The 20989-nt window shown below is 63.9% G+C and carries 18 protein-coding genes; 8 read left to right on the forward strand and 10 right to left on the reverse strand.

The annotated features are described in order from the left end of the window. Positions 1 to 15 precede the first annotated feature (15 nt). Positions 16 to 702, reverse strand: a complete 687-nt coding sequence (locus tag GGD61_RS17425; RefSeq protein ID WP_026201583.1) for a TetR/AcrR family transcriptional regulator — start codon at positions 700 to 702, stop codon at positions 16 to 18. 108 nt (positions 703 to 810) lie between these two features. Between GGD61_RS17425 and GGD61_RS17430 the strand changes: the two genes are divergently transcribed. After that, positions 811 to 1695: an SMP-30/gluconolactonase/LRE family protein gene (locus tag GGD61_RS17430; RefSeq protein ID WP_092256047.1), complete on the forward strand. Its 885-nt coding sequence runs from the start codon at positions 811 to 813 to the stop codon at positions 1693 to 1695. A gap of 12 nt (positions 1696 to 1707) precedes the next feature. Here GGD61_RS17430 and GGD61_RS17435 read toward each other — a convergent pair whose 3' ends face one another. After that, positions 1708 to 2622 (reverse strand): LysR family transcriptional regulator, encoded by a 915-nt coding sequence (locus GGD61_RS17435; RefSeq protein ID WP_092256050.1) that lies wholly within the window; start codon positions 2620 to 2622, stop codon positions 1708 to 1710. A 148-nt stretch (positions 2623 to 2770) separates the two neighbouring features. Here GGD61_RS17435 and GGD61_RS17440 point away from each other — a divergent pair, with 148 nt between their 5' ends. From GGD61_RS17440 to GGD61_RS17450, 3 genes are all read left to right on the forward strand, one after another. After that, the gene (locus GGD61_RS17440) at positions 2771 to 3862 is read left to right on the forward strand and encodes an LLM class flavin-dependent oxidoreductase (RefSeq protein WP_092256053.1); all 1092 of its coding nucleotides are present in this window, start codon (positions 2771 to 2773) and stop codon (positions 3860 to 3862) included. Positions 3863 to 3914: 52 nt separating this feature from the next. Continuing rightward, complete coding sequence (locus GGD61_RS17445; protein WP_177237087.1) at positions 3915 to 4409, forward strand: flavin reductase family protein; 495 nt, start codon at positions 3915 to 3917, stop codon at positions 4407 to 4409. Positions 4410 to 4470: 61 nt separating this feature from the next. Further along, on the forward strand, positions 4471 to 4770 hold the full coding sequence (locus GGD61_RS17450) for a hypothetical protein (RefSeq protein ID WP_018316021.1): 300 nt from the start codon (positions 4471 to 4473) through the stop codon (positions 4768 to 4770). Positions 4771 to 4902: 132 nt separating this feature from the next. Here the strand turns inward: GGD61_RS17450 and GGD61_RS17455 are convergent, their stop codons facing one another. Continuing rightward, on the reverse strand, positions 4903 to 5898 hold the full coding sequence (locus GGD61_RS17455) for a tripartite tricarboxylate transporter substrate binding protein (RefSeq protein ID WP_177237088.1): 996 nt from the start codon (positions 5896 to 5898) through the stop codon (positions 4903 to 4905). Between the two features lie 368 nt (positions 5899 to 6266). Here GGD61_RS17455 and GGD61_RS17460 point away from each other — a divergent pair, with 368 nt between their 5' ends. Then, positions 6267 to 7403: a GNAT family N-acetyltransferase gene (locus GGD61_RS17460; protein ID WP_092256063.1), complete on the forward strand. Its 1137-nt coding sequence runs from the start codon at positions 6267 to 6269 to the stop codon at positions 7401 to 7403. A 27-nt stretch (positions 7404 to 7430) separates the two neighbouring features. On the opposite strand, the gene GGD61_RS17465 is transcribed toward GGD61_RS17460, so the two are convergent. Further along, positions 7431 to 8654 (reverse strand): NAD(P)/FAD-dependent oxidoreductase, encoded by a 1224-nt coding sequence (locus GGD61_RS17465; RefSeq protein ID WP_177237089.1) that lies wholly within the window; start codon positions 8652 to 8654, stop codon positions 7431 to 7433. A gap of 465 nt (positions 8655 to 9119) precedes the next feature. Here GGD61_RS17465 and GGD61_RS17470 point away from each other — a divergent pair, with 465 nt between their 5' ends. The 3 genes from GGD61_RS17470 (at position 9120) to GGD61_RS17480 (ending at position 13445) form a co-directional block, all read left to right on the forward strand. Next, positions 9120 to 10466 carry a lipopolysaccharide biosynthesis protein gene (locus GGD61_RS17470; protein WP_026201580.1) on the forward strand — a complete coding sequence of 449 codons (1347 nt, stop codon included), beginning with the start codon at positions 9120 to 9122 and terminating at the stop codon, positions 10464 to 10466. Between the two features lie 238 nt (positions 10467 to 10704). Further along, positions 10705 to 11880, forward strand: coding sequence for a glycosyltransferase family 4 protein (locus tag GGD61_RS17475; RefSeq protein ID WP_092256067.1), 1176 nt, complete (start codon positions 10705 to 10707; stop codon positions 11878 to 11880). A 29-nt stretch (positions 11881 to 11909) separates the two neighbouring features. Beyond that, on the forward strand, positions 11910 to 13445 hold the full coding sequence (locus GGD61_RS17480; protein ID WP_092256070.1) for a hypothetical protein: 1536 nt from the start codon (positions 11910 to 11912) through the stop codon (positions 13443 to 13445). Here GGD61_RS17480 and GGD61_RS17485 read toward each other — a convergent pair. The 6 genes from GGD61_RS17485 to xylB all read right to left on the reverse strand — a co-directional run bounded on the left by GGD61_RS17485 (position 13428) and on the right by xylB (position 20978). Continuing rightward, positions 13428 to 15149, reverse strand: coding sequence for an FAD-dependent oxidoreductase (locus GGD61_RS17485; RefSeq protein WP_092256073.1), 1722 nt, complete (start codon positions 15147 to 15149; stop codon positions 13428 to 13430). The two genes, GGD61_RS17480 and GGD61_RS17485, sit on opposite strands and share 18 nt — an antisense overlap. 46 nt (positions 15150 to 15195) lie before the next feature. Beyond that, entirely contained in the window at positions 15196 to 15663 is a 468-nt protein-coding gene (locus tag GGD61_RS17490) for a MarR family winged helix-turn-helix transcriptional regulator (RefSeq protein WP_092256076.1), read from the reverse strand. A gap of 171 nt (positions 15664 to 15834) precedes the next feature. Then, positions 15835 to 16782 carry an ABC transporter substrate-binding protein gene (locus tag GGD61_RS17495; protein WP_092256079.1) on the reverse strand — a complete coding sequence of 316 codons (948 nt, stop codon included), beginning with the start codon at positions 16780 to 16782 and terminating at the stop codon, positions 15835 to 15837. Positions 16783 to 16845: 63 nt separating this feature from the next. After that, entirely contained in the window at positions 16846 to 17886 is a 1041-nt protein-coding gene (locus tag GGD61_RS17500) for an ABC transporter permease subunit (protein WP_018316012.1), read from the reverse strand. Beyond that, entirely contained in the window at positions 17879 to 19402 is a 1524-nt protein-coding gene (locus tag GGD61_RS17505; protein ID WP_092256082.1) for a sugar ABC transporter ATP-binding protein, read from the reverse strand. Before GGD61_RS17505 ends, GGD61_RS17500 begins: the two co-directional genes overlap by 8 nt. 130 nt (positions 19403 to 19532) lie before the next feature. After that, positions 19533 to 20978 carry a xylulokinase gene (gene xylB / locus GGD61_RS17510; RefSeq protein ID WP_092256085.1) on the reverse strand — a complete coding sequence of 482 codons (1446 nt, stop codon included), beginning with the start codon at positions 20976 to 20978 and terminating at the stop codon, positions 19533 to 19535. Positions 20979 to 20989: the final 11 nt, after the last annotated feature.

Genomic DNA, 20989 nt, shown 5'->3' on the forward strand with positions numbered 1-20989 from the left:
GCCGCCAGCCGCCGCTCAGCGCGATTTGCGCCGGCCTGTCTTGAGCGGCTCCTTGGGTGGCACCGCTCCGGGAAGCTCGACCAGCTCGCCGCTTCGTAGCCCATTGAAGATCATGTCGAAGAAGATCTCCGCGATCTGCTCGGGGGTCGCGGACTTGTTGGGGTTGTACCAGCGATGCATCCAATTGAGCGAGGACAGGATCAGCCGCCCGGTCATGGGAACGTCGACCTTGCGGATTTCGCCGGCATCGATGGCTTCCTGGATCAGGCCGCGGAGAAAATTCTCGAAACGGTCGCGGCGCGTCAGCCGCTCCTTGTGCCTGTGGCGATCGGGATCGTTCCAGAAGGCGGTCGTGGAGGCGATCCAGGCCCAACGATAGCGCCGGAAGTATTCGGCCGTGGCGACCATGAACGCGCGGATCTTCTGCGAGGGCGCCCCGTCGGGAATGCGATCGCGCACGAACAGATAGAGCTCGAGCGTCGAGCCGACCGCCACGCGCGCGTAGATCTCGTCCTTGTTGGCGAAATGGTGGTAGAGCAGCGACTTGGAGATGCCGCAGGCGAGCGCGATATCGCGCATCGACGTTCCCTCGAATCCCTTGCTGGCGAACAGCCGCCCGGCTTCGGCAAGAATCTGCAGCACGCGGTCGGAGGCCTCGGCCTGGTTCGCAACGCCGTCCTTCATCGTTGACAGTTCAGTCATGAAGCCTGCAATCCATTCGGCGGCCCGGCGCCAACCAGAGAACCCTGGAATGAAACTAGTTTTTCACAGACCGATCGGTCAAGCCCGGCGACCCCTTCGAGAGGAACCATGAGCGCAATCCGGATTATGCGCGTCGGCGCGACAAAGGACCAACTCGGCGAGAGCCCGGTATGGGATGAGCGCCGCAAGCGCTTCTTCTGGATCGACGCGCTGGCCGGATTGATCCGCATGCGCGATCCCGCCACCGGGACGGCGGACGCGTTCAGCGTGCCTGCGCCGATCGGTTCGATGGCCCTGCGAGACGATGGCGGCGCGGTGCTGGCCATGCGCCACGGATTTGCCGGTTACGATTTCGACAAGCGCACACTGATCGAGGGACCGTCGATCGGGCTGGACCACCCGAAGCTGCGGCTGAATGACGGAAAGGCCGATCCCCATGGTCGCTTCCTGGCAGGCACGATGCACAGTGACCGCGCCCAGGATGAGACGCCGCTGGGCGGTCTCTACCGGCTGGACGCAACAGGCGCGGTGGAACTGCTGGAGACCGACCTTGCCGTGAGCAACGGACCGTGCTTCAGCCCGGACGGCCGGACATTCTATCTCGCCGACAGCGCAAGACGGATGATCTGGGCCTATGACTACAGGGCGGAGGGCCCCCTCGCGAACAAGCGCGTCTTCGTCGAGACGGAGGCGCAGCAGTCGGGTTGCGACGGTGGAACGATCGACTCGGAAGGCTATCTTTGGTCCGTCCTCGTGCGCATCGGCAAGATCGCGCGGTTTGCACCTGACGGGACGATGGTGCGGACGATCGACATGCCGATCCGTCACCCGACCAGCCTCGCCTTCGGCGGACCCGATCTCGACGTCCTCTACGTGACATCGATCTCGCGCAGCCACGCACTCGCCGACGATCACCCGGATGCCGGCGGCCTGTTCGCGATCGAAGGCCTCGGCGTGCGCGGGCTGCCGGCGCACAGGTTTGCTTCGGGCTAAGCGCGACCTCGATTACTGCGATCGCTTGACCTGCTTCGGTACGTTCTCCGCCATGTAGTCCACGAACACCCTGATCTTCTCCGGCAGATAGCTGCTCTGGAGAAACGTCGCGTAAATGCCTTCATCGAAGGTGGAGTTCGTCACCCGGAAGCCCGGCAGCAGGCGGATCAGACGCCCGCTCTTCAACTCCTCCGCTACGGTGTAGTCGTCCAGCAGGGCAATGCCGTGCCCGGAAACGGCGTGATCGCACAGCACCACGCCGTTGTTGCTACTGAGGGACGAAGGCACGACGATCTCGCGCAGCCGGTTCTTGCGCATGAACTTCCAGACCACGTCGTCGGGACCCATCCAGTAGGTCAGGCAATTGTGGCGGGTGATGTCCCCCGGTTCTCGCAATTTCGGCATCCGGCCGACATAGTCCGGTGAAGCCACGAGAATCCGCTCGCTCCTCAGCAGCCTTCGCTGCATGAGGCCCGCGTCCTTCGCCGCCTGGATCTGGAAGTCGACGTCGAATTCATCTTCGCGAAGCTGTGGACGCCGCTCGGACAGACGCAGCTCCACCTTCAGCTCCGGATAGAGCTTCTGAAAGCCCGGTATCAGGGGCGAAAGCACCTTGATGCCGAACAGCGTCCGCGAGTGCACCCGCAGGGTTCCACGCGGTGCAGTCTGAAGCGCAAGCGCCGCGGCTTCGGCATCTTCGATGCCGTGCAGCACCTGCTCGGTGCGCTGGAAGAAGATCTTGCCGGCATCGGTCAATCCGAGATGGCGCGTGCTGCGGTTCAGCAGCTGCACGCCGAGCTGCGCCTCGAGCTCGCCCACGTAGCGCGACACCGACGCCGGCGAGAGCCCGACGCGGCGCCCGGCCGCGGAAAAGCTGCCTTCACGGACGGCGCTGACGAACAATTCCATGGCCTGAAGGCGATTCATTCGATCTTTTCAGATTTTGCAAAGGACATGCTCAGATTACGTCAATTGTTCGAAAAAGCTCAAGCCCCTAGCTTGCTGAGAACGCGTCGCAAAAGCGACGAGCGGCCGCAAGCGCGGCCGAGAAGCAATCCGGTGGAGGACGCAATCGATGGAATTCGGCGTATTCATTCTGGCGCAGCAGCGCGGCTATCATCAAAGCTCGCAGCAGGTCATCAACAACGCCGTCGAGCAGACGGTTACCGCCGAGCACGCCGGTTTCGACACGGCGTGGTACGCCGAGCATCATTTCAACAATTACAGCCTCTGCCCCTCGCCGCTGATAATGGTCGCGCATTGCGCCGGCCTGACCAGGCGCATCCGCCTCGGCACTGCGGTCTGCGTGCTGCCACTGTACAATCCGGCGCGACTGCTCGGCGAGATCGGCTTTGCCGACACCGTCTCGAACGGCCGCCTCGATCTCGGCATCGGCTCGGGCTACCAGAAATTCGAGTTCGATCGCTTCGGAGTCGATCTCGATCATTCGCACGCGCTGTTCGCCGAGTTCTACGACGTGCTCGAGGCCGGCATGCGCGAACGCATCTTCTCCTATGACGGCGAGCACCTGAAGATGCCGCCGACCGCGATCGCCGTGCGCACCGTGCAGAAACCGATGCCGCCAATCTGGGTCACGTCCGGCCATGGCGAGACCCTCGGCCGCGCCATACGTGACAACCACAATCTGTTCGTCACTGCGCTGCTCAACGGCCTCGACGCCATCAAGGCGCTGCGCGAACGTCTCGAGGGGATCGCGGCTAAGGAAGGCCGTTCCATCGACGACACGCATTTCGGCTTCCTGCGCTGCGCCTATGCCAGCGACAATGACAGTGAGATCCAGTCCTATCTGGACAATGCGCGCTTCCAGCGCCGGCTCTCCGAAAGCCTGAAATTCCGACGCGCCCAGAGCGACGACGGTTATCTGATCAAGGAAGAGGCCGGCCCGAACGATATGAGCCTGGAAACGATGCGCAGCAACCTGCCCGTCGGCAGCGTCAACCAGGTGATCGACCGTATGCTGGAAGAGATCAGCATTCTCAAGCCGTCCCATATCGCGCTTCAGACCCAGCTCGGCGATTTCGATCAGCGCACGATGCTGCGCCAGATCGAATTGTGGGGCAGCAGGATCATCCCCGCGATCCGGAAAGAGCTGAAATCCGCCCCTGCCGGGCGCGGCATGATCGCGGGCGATACGGTTTCGGCATAGCGCGGCGCCAGGGCGAGCCCGGAGGTACGTCATGGGATGCCAGATCACTCAAATGACCGACGTCCGCTCAGTCGAAGCTGCCGAATTCCGCCTGGCCATGCGCAACCTCGCGAGCGGCGTCGCGATCGTGGCGACGGGAACGGGGACCGCACGGCGCGGGCTGACGGTCAGCTCCGTCACCTCGCTGTGCATGGAGCCGCCCTGTCTGCTCGTCGGCGTCAATGCGAGCTCCGAAACGCATGCCGCCATCCTCGCCAATGGCTGCTTTGGCATCAGCCTCCTCGGCAGCGGACAGGAAGATCTGGCGCTGCGTTTCGCCGGCGGCGCCAAGGGCATTGACCGCTTCGCGACGGCGCCATGGGCACAAGGCGTCCTTGACGTGCCGCTGCTCGAACCGGCGATCGGCGTCCTGGAATGCGTGCTGCACCACCACCAGATGGTCGGCACGCATGGTCTCTTCATCGGCAGGATCGTGGCGACGCGCGGCGGGGACGGCGATCCTCTCGTCAACTTTCAGGGCGCACTGCGGGCCTTGCCTCAAGCATAGGCGGCTCCGGCGGTACCAAATCGGCATCGTCGCCCGAGGGCCAGAACACTGGAGCGGCATCGTGATCATCGAATGCTTCGACGGCGGAATTGTCCGGCTCACCGAGCCGTTCGACTTCCGCAACTTCAAGCTGGCGCTGCATGCCGACGCGAATTCCGAAACGCAGGGCTGGAAAGGGATCACGCTTCTCGACGATCGTGATGCGCTCGTCTCGATCGATCTGGTCCCTACGCTGGCGGGCCGCCCCGATGACGCAAGCTGGGATCGGCGCTATGCGGAGATGGTAGCCAAGGCGCGCCAGCATGGCTGGATCGATGCCGAGCGACAGGCGATCCGGGCTCATATCGAACGAGCGCGGTAAGGCTGGCAGTTTGATGCAGCGGGCAGACCCGATGGCACTGACCGCCACCGGCAGAACATCCCGAAGAGCTCTCGCTCAGCGACGGCTTCCGTCGGCATTGGTTCCGGCTTCACACGCAGGCCTGGCGCGATCTCAATCGCGCTTGAGCCCGGTCGACCTGACGATGGGAGCCAGGCGGACCAGTTCGTCCTCGACCAGGCGCTGAAACTTGTCGGGACCCGAATCGATGTCCGGCTCCAGACCTTGTGAGCGATAGCTTTCCTGCAACTGAGGATCGGCCATCGCCGTGCGGGTCGCCGCTGCGATCCGCTCCACGATCGTATCCGGGGTCGCTCTTGGAGCGAACAAGCCAAACCAGCCGGCGTAGTTGAGGCCCGGCATGCCGGATTCAGCCACCGTCGGAATCTCCGGCGCGCCGCTCAACCGCTGTTCGCTCGTCACGGCGATCAGCCGCAGCTTGCCCGCAAGGTGCAACTGCAGGATCTGACTCGATACCACGGCAATGACGGCAGAGATCTGGTTGCTGACCAGGTCGTTGGTAGCGGGGCTCATGCCCCGATAGGGGACGTGGACGACGTCCGCTGCGAGGCCGGATTGCAGCCTGAACATTTCCCCGACGAGATGATTGCCGGTGCCGACGCCTGGAGTGCCGTAGGAGAGCTTGCCCGGATGAGCCTTCGCAAAGGCTATCAGTTCCTGCAGATCTTTCACCGGCAAGGAGGGATGAACCGCGAATGCGAGCGTGCTGGTAATCAGGCGATAGATGGCGCGGAAATCACGAACCGTGTCGTAGGCGGGTTGCGGCGACGATAACGGAATCATCACCTGCGTGCTGCCATTACCGAGCAAAATCGAATAGCCATCGGGGGCGCTCTGCGCCACCGCGGCGGATCCAATCGCACCACCGGCGCCGCCGATATTCTCGACATAGATCGGCCCCAGCAGCGAGCCCATCCTGTCCGCCCAGGGACGTCCGATCTGATCACCAGCGGCGCCAGCCGTATAGGGAATGACCAGCTTGATGGGACGGGAGGGATAATCGTCGGCGGCAGCGCAGCCGGGCCATGCGGCCAGCGCCGTGATCCGCGCCGCCATATCGAACAGCTCTCGCCGTGAAAGGGGGGACATCTTCCGCATATTCCGAACTGAGCTGGTCATCATACACGAATGAGGGACCTTGGAAATCCGTGCAGGACGATCGCTGCCGCGCTTGGCGCAAGCGCACATTCACGACCACCACCGGCGTCAACGACGAGGTTTCGTTGGGGCGGGTGAACTTCAGCTGCCCGGAGCCTTGTCTGGCATCAGGCCGCCTCTGCACAATCTCATCCTGAGACCAAGCCCAAACGGCTCTGGAATTTAAGAATTTGGTAACGATACGAACGTGGTTGAGCGCGTTAATGCAAATCGCACGCCGCCGGTGTCTTGCCCGTAACGGCCTGCTATAAGGCGTAGCTCGATCGACTTCGCGAATTATCCGGTTTCCCTGATTGCGCATGAACAAGCTTAGCAACACGTTCGACATCGTCATCGAGCAGGCGTTCGACTTTCTGTCTCCGGAATATGCCGAGCTGTTTGATCGCTCGGCTGCTACTGCGTTCCAGCATCCGATCTGGCTGCACAGCCTCTACACCAGGCTCGCGTCGGATGCGGGTGCGACACCTCTGGTCGTCGTGGTCCGCCACCGCGCGACGGGCGCCCTTGCGATGGTGCTGCCCTTGCTCCGGATCCGGCGCGGTCCGATCCGAACCGTCGAGTTCGCCGACCTCCGTGTCTCCGATTATCTGGCGCCGGTTTGCAGCCCGAAATTGTTTTCACAACTGCTCGACGACGCCGAAGCATGCGCGGAGATCCGGCGCCTCGTTCGTCCTTTCGATCTGCTCCGGATGACCAAGCTGCCCGACGGGCGGCTTCCGATCGAGAACCTCCTGGCTACGTCCCGCCGCGTATCGATGGACACCAATGCCTACGCGACGGTGCTCGTCGCGCCGTTCGAGCAATGGCGGGCCAGCGCGATCGATCGCTCCTATCAGAAGGAGCTTGCAAAGAAATATCGTCAGCTCCAGAAAAAAGGCGCACTGAGCTTCTCATGCTGCAATGACAGCGCCTCCGTGCTCGAAGCGCTGGATGTGATGAGGAAGTTTCGCGGTCCGCGCTTTCAGGCGCAAGGCGACGGAGATCTGCTCCAGCGTCCCGAATATTTCGGCTTCTATTCCGACGTGGCCCTTCGTGGTCTCGGCTCCTTTGTGCGTCTCTATGCCATGAAGATGGACGGCGAAGTGATCGCCGCCGTGCTCGGCCTCTGCCATCAGGGCAGTTTCCTCATCATCATGAGCGCCTTCGACATTGCCGGGTACAAGAGCCAGTCGCTCGGCGCGCTGATGTTCGAGCAGGTCGCGCGGGATTGTATCGAGCGCGGCGATCAGATGCTCGATTTCACCATTGGTGACGAGCCATACAAGAAACTGTTCGGCGGACAGCCCTCGCCGATGTGGGCGATCACGAAAGCCGGCAGCACCGCAGGTGCCGTCGCCCTGTTCGCGCTGAAGCAGGCTCCCTGGCTCAAACTGGCGGCCAAGCGGCTGTCGGATTTGCGGCTCCTGCCCGCCCGCACTCCAACGCCCACGCGCTGAAAAACGGCAGGCGAAGGGCTACGGAGCTCAGGCGCGCAACGCCCCGCGAACTCGCCCGAGCCAGCCGGGATGCATTTGATCGACGCGGTGCGCCAGGCTGCGCCGCAGGAAGTGCAACCGGCGCCGGACATCCCAGCCGATATCGTTGCGGGATGTCAGGGCCTGGCGGAAGCGCGCCATCTTCAGGGACTGCTGGTCCGCCGCAATCTTGTCGCGGTCGGAATAGAACTGCGGGATCTTGTCCAGGCCCATGCCTGGGGTCGCGAGCCACTTCGGAGCATATTCAGTGCACAGACGATCGACGTCCACCAGCAGGCGCGCGACGCCCGTGCCGGCGGCGGGACAATTGGTCTGGAACGCATCGCCGATGAGCACGATGCCGGGCTGGAGATGTCCCTCGACCACGGTCAGATCCATCACCCAGTTCTGGACACGGTCAGTGACGCGGAAATCGCCGAGATAGGGCCGCAATCCCGGCAGCAGACGCAGAACTGTCGCTTCCGGCTCACGACGCAGCTCGCGCATGATCGGATCGGTCGGGTCGCGGAACATGAAAAGATTGGCCCGCATGCCGGCGCGCACCGGAAACAGGCTGAGATAGTCGATGCCGTCGGCGGTGCGCTCGCCATAGCAGGTCAGCGCCTCGAAATCGAACGGCGCGCCATCGCGGCGGGCGATCGTGAAGCCGAACGAGACCGAATGGCGTTCGGCCAGAATCTGCCGCTTGATACCGAGTTTGTAACCGAGAGCCGCCGCCATGCCCGTGGCCAGAACGACGAGGCGCGCAGTCACGCGCCGTCCGGAGGCCAGCTCGAGATGCTGGACGTCGTCGCTGCAGCTGATCGCGGTGACCTCGTCGACGATCAGATCGGATGGATCGGGGATCCGGCTGCGCGCCATGGCGACGAGATCGGCATAGGGAAATCCGTAGGCCTGGCCGACGCTGACATCGACCACCTTGCCTTCCCGGATATTGAGCACCTGATCATATCGACAAGCGACATTTTCGAGCGCATCGAGGAAGCCCAGCTTGCGGAGCATCGCCAATTGATGGCCGCCGATCTTTTCGACCCGGAACTCGTCCGGATAGACTGCCCGCTTGTCGATCAGGACGATGCGATGCCCTGCCCGCGCCAGCACGGCCGCCGCAAGCGATCCCGCAAGGCCACCACCGACGATCGCGATGTCCGCAACGATCGTCGAAGTGCCAGCTGCGCCGATCGGCTCGGTCACAGTTCTATCCGCCGTCATGATCCAGGCTCCCACGGTCAACCAAAGCCGCACGTGCAATTCTCCGGCCTGATGTCGCATCGCAGGACCAAACGCGATCATTTCTCGGTATCGAGGTTAATGAAGCAGAGAGCCGGGCTACCCAGACGATAACCGGCACGCCTCTTGCTCGGGATTCTCGGTAAATTCCGGCTTCCGGCAGTTCTGCGGCCGATCCCGGCGAGCCATTCCGCATTCAAGCGCCTGATCTCGCCTTTATCGGCCGTCGATGCGGCACTATGCCGTCAGTCGGCCTGAGCTCGGCGCTGCTCTATTTGGGACAACGGGGAAGGCGATGTTCCACAGTGGAGCAACCGGCATCATCGCGGTATCGAGCCGCGGGCGAGATCCTGGACGCCCGCATTAACACTCGCTGTTTTTCGGCATGCTAGGTTGTCACCGATATCGGAACATGTTTTTCAGGGGAGAGCAGCTCCTTAAACTTCCATGATTAAATCCATCCTCCAGCTCATGCGGCGCGATGTCACGCGCGGTGTCGTCGGTACCATCCTGCTCAAGGTTGGTAGCGGCGCGCTCGCGTTTGCGTTGTTTTCGCTGGCGGCGCGAACGATGTCGCCCGACGGCTTCGGTATCTTTGCGACCTGGCTTTCGGTTGCCCAGATCGCCGCCGTCGTGGGACTGGTCGGCCAGGAATCGTTGCTGGTGCGGTTCCTGAACGAGTATCAGGTCGGCGACAGGCCGGACCTCACCAAAGGTGTTCTCCTGTCGAGCTTCAAGATTACCTCGGTCGCAATGCTGATTGTGATCATCGGGATCGCCATCGCGGCGGACATGAGAGGCGACGGGTGGCTGCTCATACTTGCGGTGTCGGCCTATACGGCCGCGACTGCCGGAGTGATGCTTGGCAGCCAGATCGCACGCTCCCTGGTCAGCATTCTCACGGGCGAAGGAAATCGCGAGTTCTTCTGGCGAGTCATCGTCGTCCTGTTTCTGCTCGCCATGCTGCTCGGTCATCGGCAACTCGATCCCGCCGAGTTGATGGCGGTGATGACACTTGCCATATCGGTGGGCCTGGTTGCGCAAATCGTTTCGATCGCGCGCGTGCTGCCGGATTTGCGCGGTACTCCGGCGCGCTCCGAAACGTCCCGCTGGCGCTCGAGCGCCCTGCACTTCTGGCTTGCATCCATCCTTGAAGCTGCAAACCAGTATTTCGACGTCATTCTGGTGTACTGGATGCTGGATCCGGTGACTGCCGGTATCTACTTTGCCGCATCGCGCCTTGCCAACATCTTCGCCATGCTGTCGGCAGCGCTATACACGTTCGGAGCCCGCCGGCTTCCCTCGCTGTATTTCAGCAAGAACCACCGGGAGTTCGAGCGAACCTTGCAGCTGATGGCGGAGGTGACCGCGCTATGCGTGATCGCCGGGCTGGCAACGATCTGGATCGGCGGCCCCTATCTCCTCAACCTGTTCGGACCTCATTTCACCGCGCAGCACTCGGTCTTGATCGTGCTCGCAATCGGGACGGCCATCCAGGCCGCAGGCGGCCCGTCTGCTGCGATCCTGCAACTGACCGGCCATGAACGAATCTACGTCCCCGTCGTTGCCGCCAATGTCGCGCTGCGGCTCGTGGGATTTCTCATCCTCATTCCCTGGCTCGGTGTGCTTGGCGCCGCGATTTCGGCGACCGTATCGCTGGCGCTCGCGACCATTGCCCTGAACGTCCTCTGCCGCCGCCGAACAGGGGTGGATCCTTCGATCCTCGTGCTGCTGCGCTTCTCCGCCTTGAAGCGCGGCAATTATGCAGTGCGCGGCGCCGACTCCAGCGACTAGGCCTCAATCACGCCCTCCCCCGGCAGTTCGCGATCACGCGCTGGTAGCGCTCGGGATCGATTGGTTAACGCGCTCGCTGCGCAGCATCCTGGAACCCGTGAAATGCCTGCGGGAGCGATGTCGGCGGCCAGGCCTGGCATTAACTCCGTTTGTTGCTAGTCGGTGTCCGCGCGATGCCCGCATGATAGGTACGGAGTTAAGAAGGTGAAGATTTCGTTTCTTTAGCGGGTCGGGATCGGTGCTCCACTATCAGCCGAACAAGGAATTGGGCGAGACGACCGCGACGGCACCCGCGCGGTCGAACGGCGGCGGACGAAAGCTGCACGTGCTTCTCGCGCAGACCCAAGCCGAGAACGCCGGTGCGCAGGAGATCTCCAGGCTTCTCGGCGCCGGGCTGACCGCGCGTGGCTACCGCGTCACCAATCTATTTTTCTTCCGCAAATCGGATTCCTTCGACGAGCCGCCCGATACGCTCTATTGCGCACCGAGCCGACCCGGCAATCCGGTGGCACTGCTGCGGATGCTGTGGGCGCTCGGCCGCCATATCAGCACCATCAGGCCCGACGCCGTCCTGACCTTCCAGCATTTCGGCAACGTCATCGGCGGCGGCGTGACGCGCCTCGTCAGCCGCGCACCTGTCATCGCCAATCAGGTGTCATCCGCATTGTCGATGAGCTGGCCGGTCCGCACCGCCGACATCGCCATGGGCAGCCTCGGCTTCTTCGATCGCATCACGCTCAATTCGCAAGACATGGAGCGCGAATATTCGCGCTACCCCGCGGCCTACCGGTCGCGCATGGTGCATGTCCCGCACGGCTTCGATGACAAGGCCCTGATCCTGTCGAAGGAAGCCGCACGACAAAAATTCAGCCTGCCGCCGGATCGTATATTGCTCGGCTGCGCAGCGAGGCTGCATCCGCACAAGCGTCTCGACCTGGCGATACGTCTGCTGCCGGATCAACCGTCCTGGCACCTCGCGCTTGCCGGCCAGGGAGCCGACGAGGCCCGGCTGAAGCTGCTCGCGAGTGAATTGAAGGTGTCAGACAGGCTGCATTTGCTGGGGGAAATCCCGCCCAGCCGGATGGCGGAGTTTCTCGCCTGCCTCGACGTGTTCGTATTCCCGACACAGGCCGAGACCTTCGGTCTGGCCGCGGTCGAAGCTGCGAACGCCGGTGTTCCCTCCGTCGTCAACGATCTTCCCGTCTTGCGCGAAGTGTTGTCCTACGAAGGAAGACCGACTGCGCTCTTCGTCGATGCCTCCGATCAAGCGAAGCTCTCTGCAGCCGTCTCCGGGCTGTTGACGGACCAACATTTGAGCGACCAACTGCGACAAAACGCCAAAGGCCTGCGGCTGCGCTATTCGGTAGATGCCATGGTGGAGGAATACGTTCGAATTCTCGGCCAGGTCACTTGACCTGATACGTTGGAATAGATGGGCTCGACATGATCATCGAGTTTCGCTGTGAACGCGACTACGCGCGGCGGTGGATGGATCGCCAGACACTGTCGATCGACGGCCGGGACGTTCCGGTTCAAATCGCGTGGACGGCGACTGCAGAGCCGCGTCCCACAGGCCTCGACGCCCTGTTCGAGCTCGAACGCCTGGTGTTGCACAAGGGCAAACACAGCGGCGCCAACAGGCTGAACATTGTTGCGGAACGGACGCAGGCGCCCACCGGGACGGCCGACGTGATCGTCGATTTCACCGGCGGCGCGCGCAATCCGAACGGCTCGGCCCGGCTGTATCTCCGTCCGCTGTTCAATGGAGTTGCAGGCGAAAACGCCGCGCTCGCCGCCATCCTGGCCGGCGACCTGCCGGTGATCGACATCGTCAACGAAGTCGACGGCTCGGTCGTCGATCGCGGCCATCCTTCCGGCGAAATCGCCGCAGGCCTCAGCGGCGCACTCGAAACCGTCATGGCGCGAACGCTGACTATGGTGTCGGCGATCCTGTCGGGACGGCCGCGGATTGTGCCGCAACTGGCGCGTCCCGCCGGAGATGGCTCGCGGCGGGGTCCCGCCGGCTATGTCGCGCGCGGCCTTGCCGTGTCGATCGCCAAGGAGATCTATCGCCTCTGCTGCTACGCCCCGCATTGGCATATCGGGTGGCGTTTCAACGACGGCGCAGGCGTCTGGCAGACGGGCGACCTGTCTGGACCAGGCTGGAACATTCTTCCCGATCCCGGCAATCACTTCTACGCCGATCCCATTCCCGTCACGTGGCATGGCCGAACATTCGTCTTCTTCGAAGACCTCGATCACCGGGTTGGAAAGGGCATCATTTCGGCGATCGAGTTCGGTGACAATGGGCCGACCGGCGAGGTCGTGCCCGTGCTCGAGGAGCCCTGGCACCTCTCCTATCCCTTTCTGATCGAAGACGGCGGCGATTTGTGGATGATCCCGGAGAGCTCGATCCACGGCGACGTTGCCCTCTATAAATGCGTTCGCTTCCCGGACAAATGGGAGCGACACGCGACGCTGCTGTCAGGCCTTGAGCTCGCCGACGTCACGATCACGCGGCACAACGGCCTGCATTATCTGTTCGGCGCCTGGCGCGATGGCACCGGCGGTTATTCGGACTCGCTGGCGATCTATTACGCCGAGCACCTCCTGGGACCCTGGTTGCCGCACGCCAGCAATCCGGTCCTGATCGACCGTGCAAGCACGCGGCCGGCGGGGAATTTCGTGACCATCAATGACCAATTGTGGCGCCCGGTCCAGAACTGTGCCGACGGATACGGTGCGGCGCTCGCGCTGGCGGAAGTCATCGAGCTGTCGCCGACGGCCTTCAAGCAGATCGTCCGCCATTCCCTCAAGCCCGGACCGGTGTGGCCCGGCAGAAAGCTGCACACCCTGAACCGCTGTGGCCGGCTCGAGGTGATCGACGGATCGCGTGTCCAACCCAAGACCCGCGCCTTCGCGAGCAAACTTCCGTCCGCCGTTCAGTCTCCGCGCACCAGTTCATACACCGCCGGCTGAAGCCGCCGGCGCGCCGTCGCTTGCGCCGTGCCCAAGCGCGCGGGCGAGGACATGCCCGATCGTTCCGACCTGTGACGCGCTGCCACGCCAGGCCACGATCTGGTCGGGGCGTATCAAAGCAAGGTCGGCGTCATAGAGTTCGCGCAAGGATCCCGGCAGCTTGACGAGCTTCACATCCGCCCCGAGCGCGCGGACGCCGTCGGCGACCGCAGCGGGCGCCGGCGCGGCCTCGCCGAACTGGAGCAACGTCCATTCGAATCCGAATAAATCGTACAAGGACACGCCGTCCTCCAGCCACGCATGCGGTGCGCGTCCGCCAGGACAGGCGCTGGGAATGTAGACGTTCGCAGCATCAGGCGGCGGCCGGCTGCCGTCGGAGACGATGATTGGCGAACCGTCGTAACGCCCACCGAAGGTAACACCGGGGATGTTGAATTCGGCACGAGCGTGCTGCTCGAGATAGACGCCTGCCGTCCGCCGCGCTTCGTTGCCTTCGTCCGTGGCGTCCTCGATGTCAGGCGCGGGCGCGAACAGACCAAGGGAGTCCGCGAAGCGCCGGGCATAATCGGTGTTGCGGAGCGCCACCGGACGCCGCTCGACCTCGTAGCTGTCGAGCAGCGATACCGGGCTTACGCCCTTGACGACGCTTGCCAGCTTCCAGCCGAGGTTGACCGCGTCCTCGATCGCAGTGTTGTAGCCGAGCCCGCCGGTCGGCGTGAACAGATGTGCCGCGTCGCCGCCGAGGAACACCCTGCCCCGCTGCATGCCGTTCGCGACCAGCGCGTGACCTGCGGTCCAGGTCACGAACGACAGCACCTCGCATTCGATCGGCGCGCCGCAGGCGCGCTGGAACGCGGCCTTGGCCTCGTTGACCGTGATCGCACTCTCATCTTCACCCGGCCGCAGCTGGGTGTGAAACGCGAATTCGTCGCGTCCGTTCACCGAGGCCATGAAGGCCCGGCGGTCACCATTGAAGCAATTGTACATCCACGCCTTGGCGTGCGGGATGCTGGCGTAGAACTCCGGCGCGCGGAGATACACAGCCAGCATGCGGCCGCCCATGAAATCGCGCTGCGTCCCGGTCTCGCCGCCATAGACGATGCCGAGCGATTGGCGAACCGCCGAGCGGGGTCCGTCGGCGCCGACCAAGAAGTCGGCCCGGACCTGAAAGCGCCTGCCATCATCGAGACATTCGATCTCGCCGACGATGCCGTCATCGTTTTCGGTGTAACCGACGAGCCGGTGGCCATAGTTGAGCTGCATACCGGGAAGCCGCTCGGCATGGCCGCGCAGCACCGCCTCGACATATTTTTGCGAGACGCGATGCGGCAGCTCCGCTGCGCTCCAGGAGCCCGACATGCCCTTGATCAGCTCGCTCGCGCGGGACGATGACGGCAATGCAAAGCGCGCCAGCTCGTAACCGGTATAGCGGGTGAAATACGCAACGTCGGTCGGGTAGTCCGCGGGCAGGCCCTCGCGCCTGATCTCGTCGGCAAAACCCAGCCGCCGATAATGCTCCATCGAGCGCGCCTGCGTTGCGTTGGCTTGCGGATTGAATGCGGTGCCCGGCTTCTCGTCGACCAAGATCGCGGACACGCCGCGCCGGCCGAGCTCGTTGGCCAGCATCAGCCCGCATGGCCCCCCGCCCACGATGAGCACCGAGGCCGTCAGACGTGTTTCCAATAGGCTTCTCCCCACCAGCATTATCTCGCATGGTAAGGCTGCCTGACGATATCGTCAAGTTACCTGACTAATCGATATCGTCGAGCGTGTCGAACTTCGCCCCGTAGACCGTCAGCCCTTTCAGGATCGCGTCCATGGCGGATTTGCCGAGCTCGACGCGCATCTCCTGCTCGGCGATGTCGACCGCATCGCGGAACGCGTCGAGCCATTTGCGCCCGGCCGGCGTGAACATGACGATGCGGGCGCGCCGGTCGGTCGGATCGGCGATGCGATCGACCAGGCCGAGCTCGGCGCATTGATCGACCAGCTCGCCCATCGCCTGCTTGCTCATGGATGCACGGCGGGCGAGCTCGGTGAGCCGCGTCCCCTCCACGTCGAGATTGCGGGTGAGGCTGACATGGGCAATGCGCGTCTCGTCGTGTCCCCGCTCGCCCATCAATTCGAAGACGCGGCCTTCGAAGCGGCGAACCGCGTTGTTGAGCAGGCGGCCGATATTGGCATGCCGCCACGCGGTGCCGGATGTCCTGGATTTCACGAGATCTGCTTCCGATTCGACCGGTCGAGGTTGCGCGAGGCTAACACAAGAGGCAGCCCGCCCGCTCGTACAGCAGATCGGCACGTGCATCGGCTTTGGCATGACGGGCAGCGTGGTTTCAAACGCCGCCCGTCATCCCCGTTTCAATCGCTCCCGGCACGGGACCGCATCTTACTGCGAACGATCCGAGGTCCAGCCCTTATACTCGGCGACGTTGTCCCGGGTCACGAGCTTGGACGGCAGCAGCTCAACGGTCGAGGCCGGTTTCTGGCCGTTGAGGATGCCGACACCCACCTGCACGGCCCGCCGTGCCATGAAGAACGGATCCTGCGAAGCCGAGGCCTGGATCTGCGGCGACTGCGGATCTTTCAACGCGGCCTCGATATCGGGCGCGCCGTCGACCGCGGTGATGACGATGCCGCTGCGGTTTTGCTGGCGCGCCGCAAGGTCGGTGCCGATCGCCTGCGGATCGTTGATGGCGAAGATGGCGTCGATCTTGGGGAAGCGGGTCAGATAACCCTGCGCGACGGTGAGGCCGCCTTCGCGCGAGCCTTTGCCGTCCTGGTCGTTGGACAACACCTTGATGCCGGCGTTCTTCGAGAAGACGTTCTTGCAGCCGACGACGCGGTCGATCACCGCCGAGACCTGCGGCCCGTTCTCGATGATGACATCGCCCTTGCCGCCCAATTTGTCGACGATGTACTGGCAGGAGATCTCGCCGGCCTGCACGTTGTTCGTGGTCACGGTGGCATCGGCGCCTTCGGCCGCGGTGTCGACCGCGACGACGACGATGCCCGCCGCCTGCGCCTTCTTGATCGCCGGCCCGATCGCCTTGGGATCGCCCGGATTGAGCAGGATCAGGTCGACGCCGGCGGCAATGAAATTGTCGATCTGGGTGACCTGCTTGCCGAGGTCGTATTCGAAGCCGACGGTCGTGATCTTCACATTGGGATTGGTCTTCTTCGCCTCGAACTCGGCGCCCTTCGACAGCGCGACGAAGAACGGATTGCCCATCGACCCCAGCGAGACGCCGATCGACTTGAGCTCCTTGGCGAAGGACGGCGCGGTGCTTAGGGCAAGTGCCGTCGCGGCGCCGGCGAGCGTGATCGTCTTCAACATTGGCTTCCTCCCTGGTCTGTCTTCATGTCAGGCACGGCAGACCAGTAGCCGCACCGGAACCTTTCACGTTCTGGCGGAGCCCTGCAGCCGGTAGCGGTCGAGCGCGACGGCGCCGATGATCACGAGGCCTTTGATCACGTATTGCCAGATGTCGGAGACGCCGACGAGGATCAGGCCGTTCGACAGCACCGCGATGATCAGCGCGCCGACCAGCGTACCCCAGATCGAGCCGATGCCGCCGACGAATGAGGTGCCGCCGAGGATCACGGCGGTGATGGCGTCGAGCTCGTAGGACTGGCCGAGCTGCAGGCCGTTGGCGGCGTAGAGCCGCGCCGCCTGCATGGCGCCGCCGAGCCCGGCGAAAAGCCCGGAGACGCCGTAGACGAAGATCAGCACGGCCCAGACCTTGATGCCGGCTAACCGCGCCGCGCTTTCATTGCCGCCAACCGCGTAGATGTGCACGCCGAGCACGGTCCGGCGCAGCACCAGCCACGAGACGAGAATAACGAGCAGGGCGATCACCGAGAGCCATGGGATCGAGACGACGCCGGGAATGAGTGTCAGCGAGCCGTTGCCGATGAAGGCGTAGGGAATCGAGGGATTGAACACCGTGGTGTCGGCGCCGAGCAGTCGCGCCAGGCCGCGCACGGCGGTGAGCGAACCGAGCGTGACGATGAAGGGCGGCAATCGGAGCAGCGCGATCAACGCGCCGTTGACGACGCCGAAGCCAAGGCCGGTGAGCAGCGCGGCCGGCAGCCACAGCATCCCGAGCTCCGGCATCTTGGAGAGCGTCAACCCGGCCATCGCGGAAGCCGCCAGGATCGAGCCGACCGAAAGGTCGATGCCGCCGGTGAGGATGACGAAGGTCATGCCCGCGGCGAGCACGGTGTTCACCGCTGCCTGCTGCAACACAATCCCGAGATTTTGTCCGGTGAAGAAGCGGCCCTCGGACAGGAAATGGAAACCGCCGCACAGGATCAGCAGCACCGGCAGCATGCCGAGCGCGCTGATCAGCACCCTCACCCGCTGGCGCTTTGACTCTGCGGCAGCACCGTTGGTCGTCGTCGATGCCGGCTTGGCCTGCGAAGCACCATTGTCAGGCATCGAGATGCTCCATCCCCGTCGCAAGCGCCATGATGTCTTCCTGGTTCAGCGCGACCGCCGCTTCACGCCTGACCTCGCCGGCGATGTGCCCGGCTCGCATCACGACGACGCGGTCGCAGATGCCGATAATCTCCGGCAGATCGGACGAGATGACGAGGATGGCGGTGCCGGCCTTGGCGAGATTGTCGATGATCGAATAGATCTCGGACTTGGCGCCGACGTCGACGCCGCGCGTCGGCTCGTCGAGGATCAGCACCTTTGGCGCAATGGCAAGAAGCCGCGACAGCAGCAGCTTCTGCTGATTGCCGCCGGACAGGCCACCGGCGGGGACGCCGACATTGGCGGCGCGAATGCTGAGCCCTGCAAATGCTCGATCGGCGCGCTCGCGTGCCTTGTCACGATCCAGGAACCAGCCGAGCTTCGCATCGCGGCCAAGCACCGCGAGGTTGATGTTGTCCAGACACGACATGTCCAGGAACAAGCCGAGCGCCTTCCGGTCCTCGGTCAGGTAGGCGATGCCGGCCTCGAGCGCCTCACCCGGTGTACGGATCTCGACCGGACGCCCCTCCAGCTCGAGACGTCCCGACGTCTTGTGCGCCGCGCCGATGATGAGATGCGCAAGCTCGGTGCGGCCGGCGCCGATCAGGCCGGCGAGGCCCACCACCTCGCCAGCGTGCACGGTGACCGAGCAGCCCTTGACGCGCAGGCCATCGGCCATGTCGATCGCGGCGAGCACGGGATGGCCGCGTCCTGCCTCCGGATCATGGTCCTTCTTGTAGAACGATGAGACGTCGCGCCCGACCATCAGCCGCACGATGGTGTCGGCACGGATCTCGGCCTTGTCGAGCGAGCCGACCAGCCGGCCGTCGCGCAGCACGGTGACGCGGTCGCCGAGCGCGTAGACCTCGTCCATGCGATGCGAGATGTAGATGATGGCGAGCCCCTCCGCCCTGAGCTGGCGGATCAGCGCGAACAGCCGCTCGCTTTCGGCGGCCGACAAGGAGGTGGTCGGCTCGTCCATGATCAGGATCTTTGATCTCGCATGCAGCGCCCGCGCGATCTCGACCAGCTGCCGTTGTCCCATGGACAGATGCGCCACCAGCGTCGACGGCTGGAAGTCAGCGCCGAGCCGTTTCAGGATCGGACCGACGGCCTCGCGCATGGCACCGCGCGCCAGCAAGCCTGTCCGCGATATCTCCCGTCCCAGATAGATATTCTCGGCAACACTGAGATTGGGCGCGAGCGACAGCTCCTGATAGATGATGGAGATGCCCGCCGCGCGGCCGCCGAGCGGGCCTTCGATCCGTACCGGATGTCCTTCGATGCGGATCTCGCCGCCGGGATCGGGTCTGTAGGCGCCGGACAGGATCTTCATCAGCGTCGACTTGCCGGCGCCGTTCTCACCCATCAACGCATGAATTTCGCCGGCATAGACGGTGAGATCGACGGCACGCAGCGCCTTGATGCCGAAGAAGGATTTTGAGACCCCACGCATCTCGAGGATCGGATCGTTCATCGTGCCTCCCGGCGCACAATGCGTTTCCCACCCGCGTCTCAATCATTCTGTCAGCGCGGCTTGCGCATTAAACAAAAGGCCGCGGCACAGGGCAATACCGAACAGGCCGGAATGTAGCATCGAGGCGATGCTAGTGGCGCGGCCGATACAGTTCGCGCCACGCGGGAAGCCGCTCGGCATAAGCATCCGTCAGCCCAGCGTCAGGTTCGAACGTCTCGATGCGTTGCGGCCGCGTGCACACGGTTTCGATTGCCTCACCCGTGACAGCAAGTCGCCCCAATCTCGCCGCACCGAACGCGGCGCCGGTCTCACCTCCGGCGAAGCGGTGGATCGGAACGTTCAGCACGTTCGCCAACACCGAGAGCCAGAAGCCGGACCGTGAACCACCGCCAATGGCATCGGCTTCCGCAATCACAATGCCAGCATCGGCGAGTGCGTCGCGGCAATCGGCGAGCGCAAACGCAACGCCCTCGAGCACCGCCTGCACGATCATCCCGCGATCGGTGCCATGGCTCAAGCCATCGAGCATGCCGCGCACGACGGAATCGTCGTGCGGCGTCCGCTCACCCGCGAGATACGGGAGGAAGCTCACGGGCGAAGGTGCCCGCGGGCGCGATCCGAGCGGTGCCAGCAATTCAGCCTCGGTAACGCCGAACACGCGCGCGGCCCAGGCAAGGCAGGAGGCAGCCGACAGGATCGCGCCGGCTTGAATCCACATGCCGGGAATGGCGTGGCAGAACGTGTGCACGACGCGGTCGGGGTTGGCGGCTATCCTGTTGGTCGGGGCCAGCAAGGCACCCGAGGTTCCCAGCGAGATGAATGCGGTTCCCGGCTCGATCGCGCCGATGCCGACGGCGCCGGCCGGATTGTCGCCGGCGCCGCCCGCGATCACCGGCTGCCGGGTCATACCCCAGCGTTCCGCGAGCTCGCTGCGCAGCGTCGTTGCAGGCGCGCATCCCTCGACCAGACGCGGCATGTGATCGCGCGACAGTCCAGTCGCGGCGAGCGCTGCGTCCGACCAGTCGCGGCGCGCGGCGTCGAGCCACAGGGATCCCGACGCATCCGAGACGTCCTCGATGGCTTCGCCTGATAGCACCAGGCGCAGGTAGGCCTTTGGCAGCAGCACCAACTTCGTCGCTGCAAAGACTTCAGGTTCGTGCCTCGCGATCCAGAGCAGTTTTGGCGCGGTGAATCCCGGCATCGCCTTGTTGCCCGTCACTGCACGCAAGGCGGGCCAGCGCTGCTCCAGGACGCGACACTCGGCGGCGGCGCGTCCGTCGTTCCAGAGGATACAAGGCCGCAGCGGTCTCAAGCTCGCATCGAGCAGCATGGCGCCATGCATTTGTCCGGACAGCCCGATGCCCTCGACCGCCGCGAGTTCTCTTCCATGCGATACCTTCAGGGCATCGAGCGTGGCGAAGGTCGCCTCGATCCATTGCGCGGGATCCTGCTCGGAATAGCCTGATTGCGGAGAGGTGATCGTCAGCGGCCGGCTCTCGCTTGCAATCACGCGCTGGGCACCGTCGACGAGAATGGTCTTGACTGCGGAGGTGCCGAGATCGATGCCGAGATACATGGATGCTTCCG

It is taken from the genome of Bradyrhizobium sp. SBR1B, from assembly GCF_014198205.1.
In the GTDB taxonomy this organism is placed as follows: Bacteria; Pseudomonadota; Alphaproteobacteria; order Rhizobiales; family Xanthobacteraceae; genus Bradyrhizobium.